The sequence below is a fragment of the Pseudomonas sp. FW507-12TSA genome (assembly GCF_058781435.1).
This window is the reverse complement of sequence record NZ_JBYSWT010000042.1, coordinates 12889-32017: the sequence shown is the minus strand read 5'-3', so window position 1 is coordinate 32017 and position 19129 is coordinate 12889. Positions and strand designations below refer to the sequence as shown.

The following is a 19129-nucleotide window of genomic DNA, read 5'->3' as shown; positions in this document are numbered from 1 at the left end:
GCCGCCTTGCGAGTCCTGTCAGACCAGGCCGAGCCCGGCCAGCAGCATGTCGATCAGCTTGATCCCGGCAAAGGGTACCAGCACCCCGCCCAGGCCGTAGATCAGCAGGTTGCGGTTGAGCAACGCCGCCGCCCCGATGGAGCGGTACTTCACGCCCTTGAGCGCCAGGGGGATGAGGAACACGATGATCAGGGCATTGAAGATCACCGCGCTCAAGATCGCCGAGTTCGGGCTGTTCAAGTGCATCACGTTCAACGCCGCCAACTGCGGGTAAGTAGCGACGAACGCGGCCGGTACGATAGCAAAATACTTGGCCACATCGTTGGCCACGCTGAAGGTAGTCAGCGCGCCACGGGTCATGAGCATCTGCTTGCCCACCTCCACCACCTCGATCAGCTTGGTCGGGTTGCTGTCCAGGTCCACCATGTTGCCGGCTTCCTTCGCCGCCTGGGTGCCGCTGTTCATGGCCACGGCCACATCGGCCTGGGCCAGGGCCGGGGCGTCGTTGGTGCCGTCGCCGGTCATGGCCACCAGCTTGCCCTTGGCCTGGTAGTCGCGGATCAGCTGCAGCTTGTCCTCGGGCCGGGCTTCGGCGAGAAAATCGTCGACCCCGGCCTCCACGGCAATGGCGGCGGCGGTCAGGCGGTTGTCGCCGGTGATCATCACGGTCTTGATGCCCATGCGCCGCAGCTCGGCGAAGCGTTCCTTGATCCCGCCCTTGACCACGTCCTTGAGCTCCACCACGCCCAGGGCCTGGGCCCCGTCGCTGACCACCAGCGGCGTGCTGCCACGGCGCGAGACTTCATCGACCCTGGCCTGCAGGGCTGGCGCAAAGCTGCCGCCCAGGGCCTCGATGTGGCGGCGGATGGCATCGGCGGCGCCCTTGCGGATGCAGCGGCCCCGGGGCAGGTCGACGCCACTCATGCGGGTCTGGGCGGTGAACGGCACGGCACTCGCACCCAGGGTCGCCAGGTCGCGCCCAGCGATGTCGAACTGTTGCCGGGCCAGGACCACGATGCTCCGCCCTTCAGGGGTTTCATCGGCCAGGGACGCCAGTTGCGCGGCATCCGCCAGTTCGCTGTCGCGGATCCCCGGGGCCGGCAGGAAGGCGCTGGCCTGGCGATTGCCCAGGGTGATGGTGCCGGTCTTGTCCAGCAGCAGCACGTCCACGTCACCCGCCGCCTCTACCGCGCGGCCGGAGGTGGCGATGACGTTGGCCGACATCATCCGGCTCATGCCCGCCACGCCGATGGCCGACAGCAGGCCGCCGATGGTGGTGGGAATCAGGCACACCAGCAGCGCCACCAGCACCGTGGCACTGACCACGCTGCCGGTGCCGCTCATGGCCACGGCGAACAGCGAGTACGGGCTCAGGGTAACGATCACCAACAGGAACAACAGGGTCAGGCCCACCAGGAGGATGGTCAGGGCCACCTCGTTGGGGGTCTTCTGCCGCCGCGCCGATTCCACCATGCAGATCATGCGGTCCAGGAAGGATTCGCCGGGGTTGACGCTGATGCGCACCACCAGCCAGTCGGACAGCACCTTGGTGCCGCCGGTGACCGAGGAGAAGTCGCCGCCGGCCTCGCGGATCACCGGCGCCGATTCACCGGTGATGGCGCTCTCGTCCACCGTGGCCACGCCTTCGATGACCTCGCCGTCCAGGGGCACCAGGTCGCCGGCCTCGATCAGCACCACCATGTCCTTGCGCAACTCGCTGGCGGCCATGGGCAGCCAGGCGGCGCCGTGCCGTGGCTGTTGCAGCAACTTGGCCAGGGTCTGGCGCTTCATGCCCTTGAGGCTCGCCGCCTGGGCCCGGCTGCGGCCCTCGGCCAGGGCCTCGGCGAAGTTGGCGAACAACACGGTGAACCACAACCACAGGGCGATGCTCAGGATGAAGCCGCTGGGGGCCTCGCCCTGCCCGCCCAGGGACTGCAGCCACAGCAAGGTGGTGAGCAGGCTGCCCAGGTAGACCACGAACATCACCGGGTTCTTCCATTGCGCCTGGGGCAGCAGCTTCTTCACGGCATCCTGGCACGCCGTGAGCAGCAACCCACGGTCGAACAAAGCAATACGAGCGTTCTTACTCATGGTCTCTTACTCACTGGCCGCGAGGGGCGAGGCAGGCATGGGCGCCAGGGCGTCCAGCGCGAGGTTCAGTTGCAGCACATTGACCCGGGGTTCGCCCAGCAGGCCGAAGGTGCGGCCTTCGCTGTGTGCTTGCAGCAGGGCTTGCAGCTCGCCCGGCGGCAGGTGCCGGGCGCGGGCCACTCGCTCCAGCTGCAGCCGGGCGTTGGCCAGGGAAATGTGCGGGTCCAGGCCAGATGCCGAAGCCGTCACCGCGTCCACCGGCACCAGGCTGTCGGCGGCCAGGCCATTGAGTTGGCGGTAGGTACGGGCCCGCTCGGCGACGCTGTCCAGCAGCTTCTGGCTGGTGGGCCCCAGGTTGCTGGCACCACTGGCCCCGGCGTTGTAGGGCTGCGGCACGCTCTTGCTCGGGTCCAGCGGATCGCTGCCCAGGGTCATGCTCGGCCGACCCTGGAAATACTCCGGCCGCTGGAAGGCCTGGCCGATCAGGCTGGAGCCCACCACCAAGCCGTTGCGCTGCAGCAGGCTGCCCTGGGCCTGGAACGGAAACAACAGGTTGGCCAGCAGCGTGGTCGCCAGCGGATAGGCCAGGCCGGTCAGTGCCAGGCACAGCAACGCTGTCGCCAGCACCGGGCGCAGCAGGCCCTTGAACAGCACCGCGGTGGTGCCCTGGGTTTGCATTTGCGTAGTCATCACAACCCCTTACTTGTAGGTCTGGCCGGCCAGCAACTGCAGTTGCTCCACCAGCGGGCCGAGCGCGAGCGCCGGCAGGAAGGTCAGGCCACCGACCACCAGCACCACGAACACCACCAGGAACATGAACAGCGGGGTCGCGGTGGGAATGGTGCCGGCGCCGGCCGGGATGTTCTTTTTCGCCGCCAGGGAGCCGGCCACGGCCAGCATCGGCAGCATGGTGAAGAAGCGCCCCATGAGCATCGCCAGGCCGATGGTGGTGTTGAAGAACGGCGTGTTGGCGTTCAGCCCGGCGAACGCCGAACCGTTGTTCGCGGTGCCCGAGGCGTAGGCGTAGAGCACCTCGCTGAAACCATGGGGACCCAGGTTGTTGAGGCTGTTGAGGGTGTCTGGCCAGAGCGCCGCCAGGGCGGTGAACCCGAGGATGCAGATCGGATGCGCCAGCACCGAGAGCATCACCAGCTTGATCTCCCGGGCCTCGATCTTCTTGCCGAGGAACTCCGGGCTGCGGCCGATCATCATGCCCACCAGGAACACCGTCAGCAGGGCGTACTGGATCAGGTTGATGAAGCCCACGCCGTCGCCGCCGAACACGCAGTTGAGCATCATCTGCGCCAGGGGTACGAAACCGCCCATGGGGGTCAGCGAGTCATGCATGGCGTTCACCGAGCCGGTGGTGGCACCGGTGGTGGTGGTGACGAACAGCGCAGTGTCGGCGATGCCGAAGCGCAGCTCCTTGCCTTCCATGTTGCCGCCGCTCTGGGTCGCCGACAGTTGCTGGTCGGCGCCGGCCAGGGTCAGCAGCGGGTTGCCGCTCTGCTCGGCAGTGAACACGATGGCCAGGAAGCCTGCGAACATCACCAGGAAGGTGCCGAAGAACACCCAGCCCTGGCGCCGGCGCAGCAGCATGCTGCCGAAGGTGTAGGTCAGCGCCGAAGGAATCAGCAGCATGCTGAGGATGTGCAGGACGTTGGTCAGCGGCGTCGGGTTCTCGAACGGGTGCGCGGCGTTCATGCTGAAGAAACCGCCGCCGTTGGTGCCGATGTGCTTGATCGACTCGAAGCTGGCCACGGCGCCGACGATCAACTGCTGGCGGCCGCCTTCCAGGGTACTGGTCAGGGCCTCGGAATTCAGGGTCTGGGGCATGCCCTGCCAGACGTAGACCAGGGCCATCAGCAGGCACAAGGGCAGCATCACCCGGTACAGCACGCGGATGAAATCCACCCAGTAGTTGCCGATGTCCGCCGAGCTGGAACGGCTCAGGCCGCGGATGAAGCCGGCGGCGGCCACCACTCCGGCGGTAGCGCCGACGAACATCAGGAAGGTGATGGCCGCCATCTGGCTGAAGTTCGACAGGCTGCTCTCGCCGGAGTACGCCTGCCAGTTGGTATTGGTGATGAACGAGGCGGCGGTGTTGAACGCCAGGTCCGGGGTCTGCGCCGCCAGCCCCAGCGGGTTCAGGGGCGTCAGCCCTTGCAGGCGCAGCACCAGGTAGCCCAGCAGCATCATCGCCGCGTTGGACAGCAGCAAGGCCGAACCGTAGCGGGCCCAGCCCATGGCCTCGCCAGGATCGATCCCCAGCAAGCGGTAAGTGGCGCGCTCCGCCAGGGCATGGCCGCGGCCGCTGAAGACCCGGGCCAGCCACTTGCCCATGAGCACGGCGAGCCCGGTCATCAGACCGAGGATCACCGCGTATTCCAGCACAGTACTCAACATGTCGATGCTCCGCTCAAATCTTGCCCATGGCGACGATGCCCAGGGCCGTCAGTACAAAGAACCCCAGGGACAGGCCCACGAAGATCAGGTCGTACATGGCTGGTTTCCTTTCTCGAAAGCGCCCGGCCGGGCGCATGCCAATGCATGGCGAATGCTGGGAACGCGCATCAGAACTTCTCGGCGCGGATCAGCGCGTACCCCAGGTAGGCGAACAGCAGCACAGCGCAAAAGCCGCTGGCGCCGTAGATCAATGGCAGTGTCAGCAAGACGGTTCCCCTCGATGGCGTTTGGGGCAGCGCCAGGCCTCATCAGCGGCTCGCGGCGCTACCGTTGGCGGTGCCCGGCAATGGGCGCCGGCAGGGAGGCGGGAACAGGTGGTCGACCGCCCTTCTCTGCGCCACGCAGGTTAGGCGAGGGCGTATCAAGGTCGGGCACTGATTGCGGGGGGCGGTATCAAGACCGCATAAAGATTGCCGCCCTGTGCAGGCGAAGCAGGGGCGCCGACGCGCCCCGAGAGGTTCAGGCCGTCTTCAGGGGCAGCCAGATTTCCAGGCTGCCATGCCCGGTATTGGGATTGAAATCGGCGCTGTAGCGCTCGAAGCAGGGGGCATCGGCGGCCTGCTGGCCCGATTGCGGGAGCCAGGTCTGCCAGATGTAGTCGAAGGTGCAGGGCAACTGCTGCAATGAACCGTGGTGCTCGAACACCGCGTACTGCTGGGGCTGCAGCTCGACCCAGCGATAGTGGTCGGGCAAGTCGTCGAGCTTGCTGATCTCGACCCCGGCGATGTACTCGAAGCCGCCCTGCCCATCGGGGTTGCAGCACACGCCGTAGGTGACGTCATCCACCTGCCCCGGCACCTTGCCGATATGGGGAATGAAACGCTGCCACAGCTGGCCGATCACCTGGATGTCGGCAGGGGTGAAGTGCTGGCTGAAACCGGCGACCAGCAGGAAATGCCATCTTTCGAAGCGTGGTTGCGGGCCACTGCCCTGGTTTTGCTCATCCATGAATGCCACTCCTGCCACTTAAAAAAGGGTTCGCAGGCAAGTATAGAAGCCTGTGGCCAAGGCCTGGATCAGAGCGCCGGAAGGTCGAGCGGCCGGGCACCGACGATGAACTCCTGGTAACCGGATACGATCACGTAAACCGCGAAATAGCAGAAGATCGCCGCAGATGCCAGGTAGCAATAGCGCAACAGCTTGTCGCCCAGTAGCTTGCCGCCCTGGGTCGCCGCCAGGCACAGGCCCATTGTCCAGGCCAGCCCGGCGCAGAAGAAACCGGCCAGGAACAGCGCGGAATCAGCCGTGCCGCCGCCCCCGGAGCGGGCGATCAGGGTGCCTCCCACGGCGGCGAACCAGAGGATCGCGCTGGGCGAGGACATGGCCAGGAAGATCCCCCGCAGGAACTCCTTGCGCGGCGAGCCCCGGTCCACCTCGCCACGGGTGTCGAGCAGCGCGTCGTGATGGATCGCGGCGTAGATCATCTTCGCCGCGAAGTACACCAGCAGCACCGAACCGCCAAGCCACAGCACCCAGCGCACCGTCTCGTACTGCAGCAAAACGGTCATCCCGGCCAGGGCCAGCAGCGCATAGACCAGGTCACCGACACAGGTGCCCAGGCCCAGGCAAAAGCCCTGGAAGTAACCACGCTGCATGGCCAGGGTGATCATCGCGATATTGGCCACGCCGATATCCAGGCACAACGAAAGGCTGAGCAAGAAGCCGCTGGTGAATTCCATCATCCATCCCATGTACTGCTGTTGTTCGAAGGCTCGTCGGGGGAGCTCGTGCCCGGGAAAACCTGCCTGGCCCGCCCCTTTCCCGGCCAGGGCCAGCAAGAAGCGTGCACGTTATAGCGGCAAAGCCTGCGCCCCCGCAAATGCCCGCCAGCCCGGGAAAATAATTTTTCACGCCTCTGGACAAGCCGCCGCCAGCGCCCTTATCGTCTGCCCCGCAGGCCACCGCAGTGGCCAACGTCGCTCGGACGGTTCCGGGCGCTTACGTCTTCTCGAGGCAACCATGGCCGAACAAGTTTCGCCGCGCCGCTTTGCGCGTATCGATCGACTCCCCCCCTACGTTTTCAATATCACTGCCGAGCTGAAGATGGCTGCGCGTCGGCGCGGCGAAGACATCATCGACTTGAGCATGGGTAACCCCGACGGCGCGACTCCGCCGCATATCGTCGAGAAGCTGGTGCAGGTCGCCCAGCGCGAAGACACCCATGGCTATTCCACCTCCAGGGGCATTCCACGGCTGCGCCGGGCGATTTCCCGCTGGTACCAGGAGCGCTACCAGGTCGACATCGACCCGGAAAGCGAAGCCATCGTCACCATCGGCTCCAAGGAAGGCCTGGCGCACCTGATGCTCGCCACCCTGGACCACGGCGACACGGTGCTGGTGCCCAACCCCAGCTATCCGATCCATATCTACGGTGCGGTGATCGCCGGCGCCCAGGTGCGCTCGGTGCCGCTGGTGCCCGGCGTGGATTTCTTCGCCGAACTGGAACAGGCCATCCGCGGCTCGATCCCCAAGCCGAAGATGATGATCCTCGGCTTCCCGTCCAACCCCACCTCGCAATGCGTGGAGCTGGACTTCTTCGAACGGGTGATCGCCCTGGCCAAGCAGTACGACGTGCTGGTGATCCACGACCTGGCCTACGCCGACATCGTCTACGACGGCTGGAAGGCCCCGTCGATCATGCAGGTACCCGGGGCCAAGGACATCGCGGTGGAGTTCTTCACCCTGTCCAAGAGCTACAACATGGCCGGCTGGCGCATCGGCTTCATGGTCGGCAACCCGGAGCTGGTCAGCGCCCTGGCGCGGATCAAGAGCTACCACGACTACGGCACCTTCACCCCGCTGCAGGTGGCTGCCATCGCGGCCCTGGAAGGCGACCAACAGTGCGTGCGCGATATCGCCGAGCAGTACCGGCAGCGGCGCAATGTGCTGGTCAAGGGCCTGCATGAGCTGGGCTGGATGGTGGAGAACCCCAAGGCCTCGATGTACGTCTGGGCCAAGATCCCGGAGGCCTATGCCCACCTGGGCTCGCTGGAGTTCGCCAAGAAGCTGCTGGCCGAGGCCAAGGTCTGCGTCTCGCCGGGCGTAGGGTTCGGCGAATACGGTGACGATCACGTGCGCTTTGCCCTGATCGAGAACCAGGACCGTATCCGCCAGGCCGTGCGTGGCATCCGCGGCATGTTCCGCGCCGACGGCCTGGTGCACAAAGGCGCGTGATGCGGCCTCTGTAGGAACCAGGCTTGCCGGCGCTGGACGATAACGCTGAGCCAGCCATCGCGGGCAATCGAGCGTCGACCGGCCGCTCCTACAATCGAACAGGCACAAAAAAACCGCATCGCTGCGGTTTTTTTGTGGGCGGCGTAGCGCAGGAGGTCAGACTACCAGCGACAGCAGCAGGATGAAGATCAGGCCCACCACCGACAGGATGGTCTCCATGGCCGTCCAGGTCTTGAAGGTCTCGGCCACGGTCATGTTGAAGTACTGCTTGACCAGCCAGAAGCCGGCATCGTTGACATGGGACAGGATCAGCGACCCGGCGCCGGTGGCCAGCACCAGCAGTTCGCGGTTGACCCCGGGGATCATCCCCACCACCGGGACCACGATCCCTGCGCCCGTGATGGTGGCCACGGTGGCAGAACCGGTGGCGATGCGGATCACCGCCGCTACCAGCCAGGCCAGCAGGATCGGCGAGATCTGCGCGTTGACCGCCATGTGGCCGATCACATCACCCACGCCACTGGTCACCAGCATCTGCTTGAAGCCACCACCGGCACCGATGATCAGGATGATCGCCGCGGTCGGCGCCAGGCTGGCGTCCAGGAGCTTGAGCATGCGCTTGGAGTCGATGTTCTGCTTGTAGCCGAAGGTGTACAGCGACAACAGCAGCGCCAGTAGCAAGGCAGTGATCGGGTGGCCGATCATGTCCATCCAGATGCGGAAGAAATGCCCGTCGGCCAGGGCCACGTCGGCGAAGGTCTTGAGCAGCATCAGGAACACCGGCAGCAGCACGGTCACCAGGGTCACGCTGAAGCTGGGCAGCTCGCTGCTCTGGGGTTCGCGGGCCAGCTGGTCCACCAGTTCCTGGGATGGGTTGCCAGGAATGTACTTGGCAATGAAGGTGCCGTAGATCGGACCGGCGATGATCGCCGTGGGCAGCGCCACGATCAGGCCGTAGAGGATGGTCTTGCCGATATCGGCGCCAAACACGCCGATGGCCAGCAGCGGCCCCGGGTGCGGCGGCACCAGGCCGTGGACTGCGGACAGGCCGGCCAGCAGCGGGATACCGATCTTGATCAGCGAGACCCCGGTACGCCGGGCGACGATGAACACCAGCGGGATCAGCAGCACGAAGCCGATCTCGAAGAACAGCGGGATCCCCACCAGGAAGGCGGCGAACATCATCGCCCACTGCACCCGCTCCTTGCCGAACGAACGGATCAGGGTCTGGGCGATCTGATCGGCGCCGCCGGACTCGGCCATCATCTTGCCGAGCATGGTGCCCAGCGCCAGGATGATGCCGACGAAACCGAGCACGCCACCGAAGCCGTCCTGGAACGCCTTGATGATCTTGTCCACCGGCATGCCCGACGTCAGGCCCAGGAAGCCGGCCGCGATGATCAGGGCGATGAAGGGGTGCAGTTTGAAGCGGGTGATCAAGACGATCAGCCCGATGATGGTGACCACTGCATCAACCAGCAGATAGGTCTCTTGGGACATGCCAAACATGAGTTTGCCTCCGGTTTGTTGTTTTTATTAAAGCGTTAAAAACAAGGGCCGAGTGGATAGCGCTACCTTTTTCGAGGCGACACCTAGCGTGAAGTTTCGAGGCCGTTTGCCAGCCACCATTGGTGGGCCAGTTCGGCCAGGCGCAGGACGCTCAGGTTGCTGGCATCCAGGGCCAGGGTGAGCGGCTCCCCCACCGGGGATTCGAGGGTGGCGAACTGGCTGTCGATCAGGGTCGATGGCATGAAATGCCCTGGCCGGTGCGCTACGCGGTCGGCGGCGACTTGCGGGCTCAGTTCGAGGAAGACAAAGCCCAGGCCGGGGGTCGCGGCGCGCAGGCGCTCGCGATACTGGCGCTTGAGGGCCGAGCAGGTCAGTACCGGCTGCTGGCCGGCGGCCAGGGCACGGCGCAATTCCTCGCACAGGCTGTCGAGCCAGCCGGCGCGGTCGTCGTCGTCGAGGGGGATTCCGGCACTCATCTTGGCGATGTTCGCGGCAGGGTGGAACGTATCGCCTTCAATGGCCGTGGCACCGCTGCGCTGGCACAGGGCCTGGCTGACGCTGGATTTGCCACAGCCGGCAACGCCCATGATGACCAGGGCGGTAATAGGTTGACTCATATAAGACCTCAGCGCGCAGACAGCGCTACCTTCGCTAGTTCTAGTTCTAGTACAAAAACAGTGTCTGCCGACGCCTTCTTGTCATTTTTGTGGGTTGCCGCGTATATAGTCCGCCAAAACCAAAGAGCGAGGAGTCAGGCACACCTCGCTCACGCATTGCAGCTGTTTTAGGACAGCGCTACCTTAGTGACTTGAATTTTGTTTGGCAAGCCGTCTGATGACCACCCAGAAGAACGATAAAAATTCCCGTACCACGGGCCGCCCAACCCTCAACGAAGTCGCACGCCTGGCTGGCGTCAGCCCGATCACCGCTTCCAGGGCGCTGCGCGGCGTCAGCAGCGTGGCCACCGAACTGGTGGAAAAAGTGCAGAAGGCGGCGCTGGAGCTGAACTACGTGGTCAACTCCGCCGCCCGCGCCCTGGCCTCGGCCCAGAGCCAGTCGGTGGTGGTACTGGTGCCGTCGCTGTCGAACCTGCTGTTCATCGAAACCCTGGAAGCCATCCACCAGGTCCTGCGGCCCAAGGGCTTCGAAGTGCTGATCGGCAACTACCACTATTCCCGGGACGAAGAAGAGAACCTGCTGCGCAACTACATGACCTACCAGCCCCGGGGTTTACTGCTGACCGGCTTCGACCGCACTGAAAGCGCCCGGCGGATGATCGAGGCGAACAACATTCCCTGCGTCTACATGATGGACCTGGACAGCGCATCCGGGATCAACTGCGTGGGCTTCTCCCAGCTCAGCGCCGGGGAGACCGCCGCCCAGCACCTGATCTCCCGCGGGCGCCGGCACCTGGCCTACATCGGCGCGCAACTGGATCAGCGCACCCTGCTGCGCGGCGAAGGCTTCCGCCGGGCCCTGCAGGCTGCCGGGTTGTACAACCCGGACCTGGAACTGCTGACCCCACGCCCCTCCTCCGTGGGCCTGGGCGGCGAGTTGTTCCTGCAACTGATGCAGAGCCAGCCCCAGGTGGACGCGATCTTCTTCGGCAACGACGACCTGGCCCAGGGCGCCCTGCTGGAAGCCATGCGCTGCGGCATCAAGGTTCCCGAGCAGGTGGCGGTGCTGGGCTTCAACGACCTGCCGTCCTCGGAATACATGGTGCCGCGCCTGAGCAGCATCAGCACCCCACGGGAAGCCATTGGCCGGCGCGCCGCCGAGCAGATGCTGACCCTCTTGGCCGGCAACAGCGTGGCCGAACCGGTGGTGGACATGGGCTTCGAGCTAAGGGTCCGCGAAAGCACCTGAGGCGCCTCAGGGCCGCAGGCCCAGGGCACCGAGCAACAGGCCGAAGCCCACCAGCACCACGCCGAACAGCTGATCGATCCGGCGCTTGTAGGCCAGCAGCCGGCCAGCGATGGCCGGCGCCGAGAAGAATAGCGCCACCGCCACGAACCACAGCACATGGGCCAGGACGATGATCGCGCCGTAGCCCAGTTGCACCGGCAAGCGGGTTCCCGGCTCGATCACCTGCATGAACAGGCTGAGGACGAAGATCATGGTCTTCGGATTCAGCGCATTGGTCAGCAGGCCACTGCGCAGGGCCACCCAGCCGGACATCGCCTGGCCCTGCGCCAGCGTCTCCTGCCCAGCCGACGCCGGGCTGCGCAGCAGCTTGTAGCCCAGGTAGATGAGGTACATCGCCCCGGCGCTCTTCAGCACCGTGAACCACAGCAGCGACTGCTGCAGCAGCACCCCTACCCCCAGCAAGCTGTAGCCGATATGCAGCATGACCCCCAGCCCGATGCCCAGGGCGGTGAGCACGCCGTGGCGCCGCGAAAGCATCAGGCTGTTGCGGGTGACCAGGGCGAAATCGGCTCCGGGGCTGAGTACAGCAAGAATGGTAATGGTGAGTACGACTAACAGTTCAGTCACGTTACATACGCCTTGGTTATAGAATCAGGCGCTACTGTATGGGGACCGCCACGGAAACAGCCAACGATGAAAACTGACACTTACGGTGATAAAAACTCACAGTCATTACGTCGCCGCCTGCCGCCACTGGGGGCCCTGCGCTGCTTCGAGGCCGCGGCGCGCCTGGAGAGCTTCACCCGTGCCGGTGCCGCCCTGCACCTGACCCACGGCGCCATCAGCCGCGCCGTACGAGCCCTGGAAGAAGACTTGGGCACGCCGCTGTTCGAGCGTCGCAACCACCGGGTATTCCTCACCGCCGCCGGCAGCGAGCTGCTGCATAGCGTGAGCCAGGCCCTGGACCTGGTCGAGCATACTGCCGTTCGCCTGCGCAGCGCCCAGGCCCTGGGGCCCTTGGTGTTGTCCTGCGAACCCACCCTGCTGATGCGTTGGTTGATCCCCCGGCTGCCGCAATTCCAGGCGGCATATCCGCAGGTGTCGATCCAACTGCTGGCCGGTGGCGGCCCCTTCTCCTTCAATGCCGGGATCGACCTGGCGATCCGCCGCAACGACTTCACCTGGAGCAGCGAAACCCAGGCCCACTGGTTGTTCGATGAACGCATCGGCCCGGTGTGCCGCCCGCAGCACCAGGCAGACTGGGCGCCACAGACAGAAGATCGACCGCGACTGGCCGGACACGCCCCGCGCCTGCACAGTGCCACCCGGCCGACGGCCTGGCAGCAGTGGCTGCAATTGCAGCAGCTAGCTGATAGCCCCGCACCCCAGGAGCAAGGGTTCGAGCATTTCTACTTCAGCCTGCAAGCGGCCGTGGCGGGACTGGGACTGGCCATCGCGCCCTGGCAACTGGTACGCGACGACCTGGCCAGTGGGCTCTTGTGCGCCCCCTTCGACTTCATCGCCGACGGCAGCGCCTACTACCTGCTGTCGCCCGGCCCCATCGATGCCGACTCGCCGGCAGGGTTGCTGTTGCACTGGCTGCGGGAACAGGCTCGGGACTGAGCATTACGCCACCGGCACAGGCGGGCTATCGAGCGCCGGGTCCTGGCCGCTGAGCAATTGCACCAGGGCCAGGGCGCCTTTCTGCAACGCTTGGCTCTTGAGCCACACTGCATGCACCGGCAAGGTCAGGCCGTTGTCGATGTTCTTGAAACGCAGGCGCTGCAGACGCCCGGCCGCGAATAGCGGGCGCAACACCGACAGCGGGAAGTTGCCCCAGCCGATCCCCGCTTCCACCATGTGCAAGGCCATGGCCAGGCTGTCGGTGCGCCAGCGGGATTCTCCCACCAGGGGCCGGGTATCGCTGATGGGCAAGTCGCGGCTGGCCACCACCACCTGGCGTACCTGGATCAGGTCCTCCAGGTACAGGCTGCCGTCGCTGGCCTGGAACAGCGGATGGCGGGCGGCAATACAGGCCGTCATGCGCTCGCTGCCCACGTACTGGAAGTATTCCAGGGCGTTGACGCTCAAGCCGGCGAATGCCACCGCGACACTGACCCGCCCGCTGTGCAGCAACTGCAGCACATCGTCCTGGGGCGCACTGAGCACTTCCACCTCCAGCAACGGGTAACGCTCGGCAATCAGCTTGATCGCCGCCAGCACTCGCTGCTTGTCGATATCGTCCACCACCGCCACCGCCAGCTTGCTTTCCAGGCCCAGGGACAGCTCGACGGCATGTACCTGCAACTGTCGCAGCTGATCGGCGATCAAGCGCGCATGGGGCGCGAGGGCCAAGGCCAGCGGCGTCGGCACCGGCTCGCGATGGCTGCGATCGAACAAGGCATAACCCAGTTCGGCCTCGAGGTTGGCGATCCCCATGCTGACTGCCGAGGGCACCTTGCCCAGGAACCGGGCGGCGGCGGAAAAGGAGCCGCGCTCGAGCACGGCAAGAAACAACTGGATGCTGTCGCTGGAAAAATTCATCGCCCCAACCTATCAGAAACACTGAAAGCTTCCGACTTTTTCTGTCACCTAAATTGAAGCTATCTTCTGCGCACTTCACCAGCTCCAGGCTGGCTCCCCCCCCTTTTCACCAAGGAACTCCCATGCAAGGCGTGAAACGCAAACTGGTCTATGTCTCGCTGTTCGAAGTATTCGGCATGACCTTCTCGGCCTTGGGCCTGGCCTTGCTGTCCGGCACCTCGCCCACCAGTACCGGCCCGCTGGCCGTGATCATCACCAGCATCGCCGTGACCTGGAACTTCATCTACACCAGCCTGTTCGAGCGCTGGGAAAGCCGTCAGGTCTCGCGGACCCGAACCGTCAAGCGGCGCATCGCCCATGCCGTGGGTTTCCAGCTGACGCTGATCGTGTTCCTGATCCCGCTGATCGCCTGGTGGATGGACATCAGCCTGGTACAGGCCTTCCTGCTGGACCTGGCGCTGATCCTGTTCATCCCGTGCTACACCTTCGCCTTCAACTGGTTGTTCGACCGGGTCTTCGGCCTGCCCGCCTCGGCGCTGCCCGACCCGGCCTGAAAACCGCCAGCGTTGCGCCGGGTAAATTGCCCGTCGCGGCGCCGGCGCGACGCTGTTAGATTCCCAGGACCTGCCAGAACCAAGAACAAGGAAGCGTCATGGGAACCCCCTGCAGAATTCTCGGTAAAGCCTCGTCCATCAACGTCAGGAAAGTCTTGTGGACCTGCGAGGAACTTGGCTTGCCCTATCAACAGGAAGACTGGGGCAGCGGCTTTCGCTCCACCCACACCCCTGAATTCCTTGCCCTCAATCCCAATGCCCAGGTCCCGGTGCTGATCGACGACGCCGGCGTCCTGTGGGAGTCCAACAGCATCTGCCGCTACCTGGCCAACCTGCATCCGGGCAGCGGCCTGCTGCCGATCGCTCCGCGGGCCAGGGCCCTGGTGGAGCAATGGATGGACTGGCAGGCCACGGAGCTCAACCCGTCCTGGAGCTATGCATTCATGGGCCTGGTGCGCCAACACCCCGATTGCCAGGACAGCCGGCGCCTGGGGGCCAGCCTGCTGGCCTGGAATGCCAAGATGCAGATCCTCGAACAGCAACTGGCCCGCACCCAGGCCTATGCCGCCGGCGATGATTTCAGCCTGGCGGATATCGTCCTCGGGCTGTCGGTCAATCGCTGGCGAATGACTCCCATGGAGCACCCGGACTTCCCCGCTGTGGCGGTCTACTACGAACGCCTGAGCCAGCGCCCGGGTTTCCTGTTGCATGGGCGCAACGGCACGCCTTGACCCTGCCTCACTCAATCACTGGAAGTACGACATGGACAGACTAAACGTACTGCTGACGGGCGCCTGCGGCCGGATAGGCAAGGTATTTTTCCAGGGCAGCCTGGAGCGCTATCGCTTCACCCTCACCGATCGGCTGGAACCGACCTTCGAGGTTCCCGCTCCCCACCGCTTCGTGCGCCTGGACCTGAACGACCCGCAGGCCATCGAGCAATTGCTGGCCGGCATCGACGTCATCGTGCATCTGGCCGGGATCCCCCATGCCCAGGCCGGTTTCGACGAGTTGCTCCCCACCAATATCCTCGCCACCACCTACCTGTTCGAGGCGGCAGCGAACGCTGGCTGCCAGCGCCTGGTGTTCGCCAGCAGTGCCCAAACCATCGAAGGCTACCCCGTGGATCGGCAGATCGACACGAACATGCCCGTGATGCCGGCCAACCTGTACGGCGTGAGCAAGTGCTACGGCGAGGCGCTGTGCGGGTTCTATGCCGGCAAGGGACTGTCGTGCATCGCCTTGCGCATCGGTGCCTTTGAGTTCCCCGACCAGCATGAACTGACCACCACCCGCGACCTCAGCGCCTGGCTCAGCCCACGGGATGCCGTACAACTGCTGCAGCGCGCGGTACAAACGCCAGGAATCCGGCACTTCATCGGCCATGGCATTTCCAACAACCGCTTCAAGCGCCTGGATCTGAGCGAAACACGGCGTGTCCTGGGTTATGAACCGGTGGATGATGCCTTCCAGCAAGACTTCGGCATCGCCATCACCTATTGAGCCGGTCCCCGGCCCTGGCAAGCCGGCCAAGCCGGTTATTGCCAGGAAGCGGCAAGAACTGTCCGCTTTCTGCCTTCTCGGGCCTGCCGCCGGCCACAACCCCTTGATTTACAAGGACCTGATCATGGGCATGGAACTTGCTAAATTTTTGGCCTGGTTCCCTTACACAGGTTCTCGATCATGTTCGTTAACGCCCAGACATCCGTTTCAGTGCAGCCTACTGCGCGCACCGACATGGACCCGACCACGGCCGCCGCCAGTGCGTTGTACAGCGGCATGCTGCAACAAGCCACGCCACCGGCCGCCAATACGCCACAGGCCAACAGCGCGACCCAGAGCGATGCCCTGTCCGATTTCAAGGACTACATGAGCAAAAGCCCCGAGCAGCGCCTGCGCGACAGCATCCTCAAGGAGCTGGGGCTGACCGAGGAAGACCTGAAGAACCTGCCGCCGGAGCGCCAGATGGCGATCAACCAGGAAATCACCCAGCGTATGCAAGACAAGGTGAAACTGGCCAAGGAAGAACAGCAGCAGTCCAAGGACAGCGTGAAGCCGCTGGAAGAGAAGTTCCTCGCCTCGCTGTAAAGACTGGCAACGCAAGGTCGGATAATGAACGAGGGTTCCCATCGGGAACCCTTTTTCGTACCTGGCCGGCTACTGCAATTGCAGGGATGTATTGAACTGGCTGATGGCATCCACCACATGCCGCGAGCCCTGCTGGATCTCCAGGATCACTTCCCCTGCCTCGTTCGCCAGCTCGACGCCCAGCCCGGTGCGGCTCAGGCTCGATTGCATGCTGGTGACCGCGCTCTTGGACAGGTCGTGGTTCTTGCGCACCACCTCGACGATCTCCACCGTCGCCTGGCTGGTGCGGGCCGCCAGGCTGCGCACCTCGTCCGCCACCACCGCGAAGCCTCGTCCATGCTCACCGGCCCGGGCAGCCTCGATGGCGGCATTGAGCGCCAGCAGGTTGGTCTGGTCGGCGATTCCGCGGATGGTCTGGACGATGGTGCCGATGATCTCCGACTGCTTGCTCACCGCATCGATACTGAGCGCCGCTTCGTTCAGGTCGCGGGAGATCTGCTGGATGATCCCCACCGTCTGCTGCACCACCTCCGAACCTTTCTGCGCGCAGGCGTCGTTCTGTACGGAAGTGCTATGGGCCGATTCTGCGGCGGACTGCAAGGTGGTCATCTGCTGGGTGATGTCGCTGGCGAACTTGACCACCTTGTACAGCCGGCCCTTGGCATCGAACAGCGGGTTGTAGGAGGCCTCGAGGAACACCGTCTGGCCGTACTTGTTCTCCCGTTCGAAGCGATGGGAGTGGTACTCGCCACGGTTCAGGGAGGCCCAGAACTGCTTGTACTCGGCGGACTCGGATTCGGCCCGGTGGCAGAACATGCTGTGGTGCTGGCCGACGATCTCGGCGAGGGAGTACTGCATGGTCTTGAGGAAGTTGTCGTTGGCCGTGATGATCCGGCCGTCCGGGCTGAACTCGATGATCGCCATGGAGCGACCGATGGCGTTGAGCAGGCTCTGGTTCTCGTGCTCCAGGTGGATCCGGTCGGAAATGTCCGAGGCGACCTTGATCACGCTCCTGACCTGGCGATTGGCGTCGAATACCGGCATGTAGCTGGCTTCGAGCCAGATCTCCTCGCCCTTCTTGTTCAGCCGCACGAAGGTGTCGCTGATCGGTTCGCCCCGGGCCAGGTCGCGCCACAACTTGTTGTAGTCCTCGCTGCGGTAGAACTCTTCTTCGCAGAAAATCCGGTGATGCTTGCCGCGTATTTCCTCGACGGAATAGCCCATGACCTGACAGAAGTTCTCGTTGGCGTCGAGGATGACTCCGTCGGGGGAAAACTCGATCATCGCCATTGAACGACTGATGGCCGCCAACTTGCCGTTGGCTTCGCTCAAGGCGCAGTTGAAACGCTCGATTTCCAGCAGGTCAGCCTTGTGATGTAGGTTAAACATGGACGTATCACCTTCAACGCTGTCTTTTGATTGACGGAAGTTCCTAGTCTTTCAACTGATCCACCACAACGTTCATAAAACATGGCAAGCGCTCCCTGCATATGCGCAAGGAAGTGTCAGGTGATAAATGATGTTTAATCGGAGAGTCCATGTTGCAACACTCTTATCAAGCCATCCTTTTCTCGATGACCCATTGCCGGGTCGGACCTAACAGGGCATCAGGCTCCCTCCGAGCGAACGTTCCTGAGCCGGCGACACCTCTGGCCTAGCACTCTTGCGGTGACTGGCAACTCCGGCGCAGCGTTCTGGAAAGAGTCGAACAAACATCGTCTACATGGACATGAACATCGCGAAGCAGATATTCGAAGGCCGACGGATACGAATTTTCACGCTTGAGCATAGACAGCCGTCGACTCTATGCAAGTCCACTAGTCAGGCTGTTCGCGCAACTTTCCCGGCATTGCAGTTGATTAGCGATCATGTAACAAACAAGACACGAACATTGCCTGCTTACAGCTCTTGAAGAGGCTGCCCGTCAACGCTCGTCGAGAATGTCGAGGAAGGCTCGCACCAACGCATTGGGCTCGCTGCCGGTGGCCGGCACCAGGGCGAACTCACGCTCCAGGACAGTGGCCAAGGGCAGTATCCGCAGTCCCTGGCGCTGTTCGGGCAAGGTGCTGCGGGGCACCAGGGTCACTCCCAGCCGTTCGCGCACCAGGCTGAAGGCGCTGTTCCACTCGCGTACCTCGACCCGTACATCCGCCAAGGCCAGGCCCGCCCTGGCGGCCAGGCTGCGAGCATTCACCGAGCAGCCGCCCGTGGCCAGGACGAAGGGCTGGGCCACAAGGCTCGCCAGGTCGATGCTGGACCCGCGCCAGCCATGATCCTCGGGCAGCACTGCAACCCAGGAGTCGCGCCCCAGCAACCACGAGCGACGTTCGGGCTCCGGGTTCAGCACCACGCCCAGGTCCACCAACTGCGCGTCGAGCAAGGCATCCACTTCGTCGTCGCTGACCTGTAGTTGCACCACCTCGATCCCCGGGTAGAGCTGGTTGAAGCGCTGCAGCAACGGCGGCATGAAGGTCGCCATCACCACCGGAAACCCCGCCAGCCGCAGGCTGCCCCGGGGGATGCCGCGGGCGGTGTCCACCAACTGGCGAATCTGCGCCAGGGAGCCGAGCATCGCTCGCGCCTGCTCCAGCACTTGCAGGCCGATCGCCGTGGGCAGGACCCGCCGGTGGTCGCGGACGAACAAGCGCACGCCAAGCATGTCCTCCATCTGCGCCAGGGCCTGGCTGGCGCCGGATTGCGTCATGCCCACTTGCCCGGCGGCGCGGGTGATGGTGCCGTACTCGGCAATGGCCACCAACAACCGCCAGTGCATCAAGTTCATCATGACAGTAGCTATCCTTATGGAGTATTTCTGAAAGAGTAATTTTACCCATGTT

19 protein-coding genes and 2 pseudogenes are annotated in these 19129 nt (G+C 64.1%); 7 read left to right on the top strand and 14 right to left on the bottom strand.

The window, feature by feature from the left end:
- Nucleotides 1–18: 18 nt before the first annotated feature.
- The 7 genes from kdpB to AC3WK8_RS29195 form a co-directional block, all read right to left on the bottom strand.
- Nucleotides 19–2091 (bottom strand): potassium-transporting ATPase subunit KdpB, encoded by a 2073-nt coding sequence (kdpB, locus tag AC3WK8_RS29225; protein ID WP_103326480.1) that lies wholly within the window; start codon nucleotides 2089–2091, stop codon nucleotides 19–21.
- Between the two features lie 6 nt (nucleotides 2092–2097).
- Nucleotides 2098–2781, bottom strand: a complete 684-nt coding sequence (gene kdpC / locus AC3WK8_RS29220; RefSeq protein WP_103326481.1) for a potassium-transporting ATPase subunit KdpC — start codon at nucleotides 2779–2781, stop codon at nucleotides 2098–2100.
- 9 nt (nucleotides 2782–2790) lie between these two features.
- Entirely contained in the window at nucleotides 2791–4497 is a 1707-nt protein-coding gene (gene kdpA / locus AC3WK8_RS29215) for a potassium-transporting ATPase subunit KdpA (RefSeq protein ID WP_085597318.1), read from the bottom strand.
- A gap of 13 nt (nucleotides 4498–4510) precedes the next feature.
- Entirely contained in the window at nucleotides 4511–4633 is a 123-nt protein-coding gene (locus AC3WK8_RS29210) for a hypothetical protein (RefSeq protein ID WP_256224242.1), read from the bottom strand.
- A 31-nt stretch (nucleotides 4634–4664) separates the two neighbouring features.
- Nucleotides 4665–4763, bottom strand: a complete 99-nt coding sequence (gene kdpF, locus AC3WK8_RS29205) for a K(+)-transporting ATPase subunit F (protein WP_022640401.1) — start codon at nucleotides 4761–4763, stop codon at nucleotides 4665–4667.
- A 253-nt stretch (nucleotides 4764–5016) separates the two neighbouring features.
- Nucleotides 5017–5505, bottom strand: coding sequence for a GyrI-like domain-containing protein (locus AC3WK8_RS29200; protein WP_085597319.1), 489 nt, complete (start codon nucleotides 5503–5505; stop codon nucleotides 5017–5019).
- Nucleotides 5506–5573: 68 nt separating this feature from the next.
- A complete protein-coding gene (locus AC3WK8_RS29195) occupies nucleotides 5574–6236 on the bottom strand; it encodes a LysE family translocator (RefSeq protein ID WP_103326482.1) in 663 nt (220 codons plus the stop codon).
- A 280-nt stretch (nucleotides 6237–6516) separates the two neighbouring features.
- Here AC3WK8_RS29195 and alaC point away from each other — a divergent pair, with 280 nt between their 5' ends.
- Nucleotides 6517–7731: an alanine transaminase gene (gene alaC / locus AC3WK8_RS29190; protein WP_085597321.1), complete on the top strand. Its 1215-nt coding sequence runs from the start codon at nucleotides 6517–6519 to the stop codon at nucleotides 7729–7731.
- 156 nt (nucleotides 7732–7887) lie between these two features.
- On the opposite strand, the gene AC3WK8_RS29185 is transcribed toward alaC, so the two are convergent.
- Together AC3WK8_RS29185 and AC3WK8_RS29180 are read right to left on the bottom strand one after the other, a co-directional pair.
- Entirely contained in the window at nucleotides 7888–9240 is a 1353-nt protein-coding gene (locus AC3WK8_RS29185) for a GntP family permease (protein ID WP_053137179.1), read from the bottom strand.
- Between the two features lie 83 nt (nucleotides 9241–9323).
- Complete coding sequence (locus AC3WK8_RS29180) at nucleotides 9324–9857, bottom strand: gluconokinase (RefSeq protein ID WP_085597322.1); 534 nt, start codon at nucleotides 9855–9857, stop codon at nucleotides 9324–9326.
- Nucleotides 9858–10074: 217 nt separating this feature from the next.
- Here AC3WK8_RS29180 and gntR point away from each other — a divergent pair, with 217 nt between their 5' ends.
- On the top strand, nucleotides 10075–11106 hold the full coding sequence (gene gntR / locus AC3WK8_RS29175; RefSeq protein WP_068579305.1) for an HTH-type transcriptional regulator GntR: 1032 nt from the start codon (nucleotides 10075–10077) through the stop codon (nucleotides 11104–11106).
- Nucleotides 11107–11112: 6 nt separating this feature from the next.
- On the opposite strand, the gene AC3WK8_RS29170 is transcribed toward gntR, so the two are convergent.
- On the bottom strand, nucleotides 11113–11733 hold the full coding sequence (locus tag AC3WK8_RS29170) for a LysE family transporter (protein ID WP_103326483.1): 621 nt from the start codon (nucleotides 11731–11733) through the stop codon (nucleotides 11113–11115).
- A 66-nt stretch (nucleotides 11734–11799) separates the two neighbouring features.
- Here AC3WK8_RS29170 and AC3WK8_RS29165 point away from each other — a divergent pair, with 66 nt between their 5' ends.
- Nucleotides 11800–12729, top strand: a complete 930-nt coding sequence (locus AC3WK8_RS29165; RefSeq protein WP_103326484.1) for a LysR family transcriptional regulator — start codon at nucleotides 11800–11802, stop codon at nucleotides 12727–12729.
- Nucleotides 12730–12732: 3 nt separating this feature from the next.
- Here the strand turns inward: AC3WK8_RS29165 and AC3WK8_RS29160 are convergent, their stop codons facing one another.
- Nucleotides 12733–13650: a LysR family transcriptional regulator gene (locus tag AC3WK8_RS29160; RefSeq protein WP_103326485.1), complete on the bottom strand. Its 918-nt coding sequence runs from the start codon at nucleotides 13648–13650 to the stop codon at nucleotides 12733–12735.
- Between the two features lie 122 nt (nucleotides 13651–13772).
- Here AC3WK8_RS29160 and AC3WK8_RS29155 point away from each other — a divergent pair, with 122 nt between their 5' ends.
- The 4 genes from AC3WK8_RS29155 to AC3WK8_RS29140 all read left to right on the top strand — a co-directional run bounded on the left by AC3WK8_RS29155 (nucleotide 13773) and on the right by AC3WK8_RS29140 (nucleotide 16292).
- Nucleotides 13773–14204: a PACE efflux transporter gene (locus tag AC3WK8_RS29155; protein ID WP_022640409.1), complete on the top strand. Its 432-nt coding sequence runs from the start codon at nucleotides 13773–13775 to the stop codon at nucleotides 14202–14204.
- A 98-nt stretch (nucleotides 14205–14302) separates the two neighbouring features.
- Nucleotides 14303–14935: a glutathione S-transferase family protein gene (locus AC3WK8_RS29150; protein WP_103326486.1), complete on the top strand. Its 633-nt coding sequence runs from the start codon at nucleotides 14303–14305 to the stop codon at nucleotides 14933–14935.
- A gap of 31 nt (nucleotides 14936–14966) precedes the next feature.
- Nucleotides 14967–15707 (top strand): NAD-dependent epimerase/dehydratase family protein, encoded by a 741-nt coding sequence (locus tag AC3WK8_RS29145; protein ID WP_103326487.1) that lies wholly within the window; start codon nucleotides 14967–14969, stop codon nucleotides 15705–15707.
- Between the two features lie 180 nt (nucleotides 15708–15887).
- The gene (locus AC3WK8_RS29140; RefSeq protein WP_103326488.1) at nucleotides 15888–16292 is read left to right on the top strand and encodes a hypothetical protein; all 405 of its coding nucleotides are present in this window, start codon (nucleotides 15888–15890) and stop codon (nucleotides 16290–16292) included.
- Between the two features lie 69 nt (nucleotides 16293–16361).
- Here the strand turns inward: AC3WK8_RS29140 and AC3WK8_RS29135 are convergent.
- The 3 genes and pseudogenes from AC3WK8_RS29135 to AC3WK8_RS29125 all read right to left on the bottom strand — a co-directional run.
- Nucleotides 16362–16787, bottom strand: a pseudogene (locus AC3WK8_RS29135) (methyl-accepting chemotaxis protein); the annotation flags it as partial.
- 120 nt (nucleotides 16788–16907) lie between these two features.
- Nucleotides 16908–17576: pseudogene (locus AC3WK8_RS29130) on the bottom strand (PAS domain-containing protein); the annotation flags it as partial.
- A gap of 640 nt (nucleotides 17577–18216) precedes the next feature.
- Nucleotides 18217–19077 (bottom strand): LysR family transcriptional regulator, encoded by an 861-nt coding sequence (locus tag AC3WK8_RS29125; protein WP_103326489.1) that lies wholly within the window; start codon nucleotides 19075–19077, stop codon nucleotides 18217–18219.
- Nucleotides 19078–19129 lie beyond the last annotated feature (52 nt).

Excerpts from the sequence above, each read along its gene's own strand:
- kdpB (WP_103326480.1), bottom strand. The coding sequence starts at position 2,091 with ATGAGTAAGAACGCTCGTATTGCTTTGTTCGACCGTGGGTTGCTGCTC.
- kdpC (WP_103326481.1), bottom strand. The coding sequence starts at position 2,781 with ATGACTACGCAAATGCAAACCCAGGGCACCACCGCGGTGCTGTTCAAG.
- kdpA (WP_085597318.1), bottom strand. The coding sequence starts at position 4,497 with ATGTTGAGTACTGTGCTGGAATACGCGGTGATCCTCGGTCTGATGACC.
- AC3WK8_RS29210 (WP_256224242.1), bottom strand. The coding sequence starts at position 4,633 with ATGCGCCCGGCCGGGCGCTTTCGAGAAAGGAAACCAGCCATGTACGAC.
- AC3WK8_RS29200 (WP_085597319.1), bottom strand. The coding sequence starts at position 5,505 with ATGGATGAGCAAAACCAGGGCAGTGGCCCGCAACCACGCTTCGAAAGA.
- AC3WK8_RS29195 (WP_103326482.1), bottom strand. The coding sequence starts at position 6,236 with ATGGAATTCACCAGCGGCTTCTTGCTCAGCCTTTCGTTGTGCCTGGAT.
- alaC (WP_085597321.1), top strand. The coding sequence starts at position 6,517 with ATGGCCGAACAAGTTTCGCCGCGCCGCTTTGCGCGTATCGATCGACTC.
- AC3WK8_RS29185 (WP_053137179.1), bottom strand. The coding sequence starts at position 9,240 with ATGTTTGGCATGTCCCAAGAGACCTATCTGCTGGTTGATGCAGTGGTC.
- AC3WK8_RS29180 (WP_085597322.1), bottom strand. The coding sequence starts at position 9,857 with ATGAGTCAACCTATTACCGCCCTGGTCATCATGGGCGTTGCCGGCTGT.
- gntR (WP_068579305.1), top strand. The coding sequence starts at position 10,075 with ATGACCACCCAGAAGAACGATAAAAATTCCCGTACCACGGGCCGCCCA.
- AC3WK8_RS29165 (WP_103326484.1), top strand. The coding sequence starts at position 11,800 with ATGAAAACTGACACTTACGGTGATAAAAACTCACAGTCATTACGTCGC.
- AC3WK8_RS29160 (WP_103326485.1), bottom strand. The coding sequence starts at position 13,650 with ATGAATTTTTCCAGCGACAGCATCCAGTTGTTTCTTGCCGTGCTCGAG.
- AC3WK8_RS29155 (WP_022640409.1), top strand. The coding sequence starts at position 13,773 with ATGCAAGGCGTGAAACGCAAACTGGTCTATGTCTCGCTGTTCGAAGTA.
- AC3WK8_RS29150 (WP_103326486.1), top strand. The coding sequence starts at position 14,303 with ATGGGAACCCCCTGCAGAATTCTCGGTAAAGCCTCGTCCATCAACGTC.
- AC3WK8_RS29145 (WP_103326487.1), top strand. The coding sequence starts at position 14,967 with ATGGACAGACTAAACGTACTGCTGACGGGCGCCTGCGGCCGGATAGGC.
- AC3WK8_RS29140 (WP_103326488.1), top strand. The coding sequence starts at position 15,888 with ATGTTCGTTAACGCCCAGACATCCGTTTCAGTGCAGCCTACTGCGCGC.
- AC3WK8_RS29125 (WP_103326489.1), bottom strand. The coding sequence starts at position 19,077 with ATGATGAACTTGATGCACTGGCGGTTGTTGGTGGCCATTGCCGAGTAC.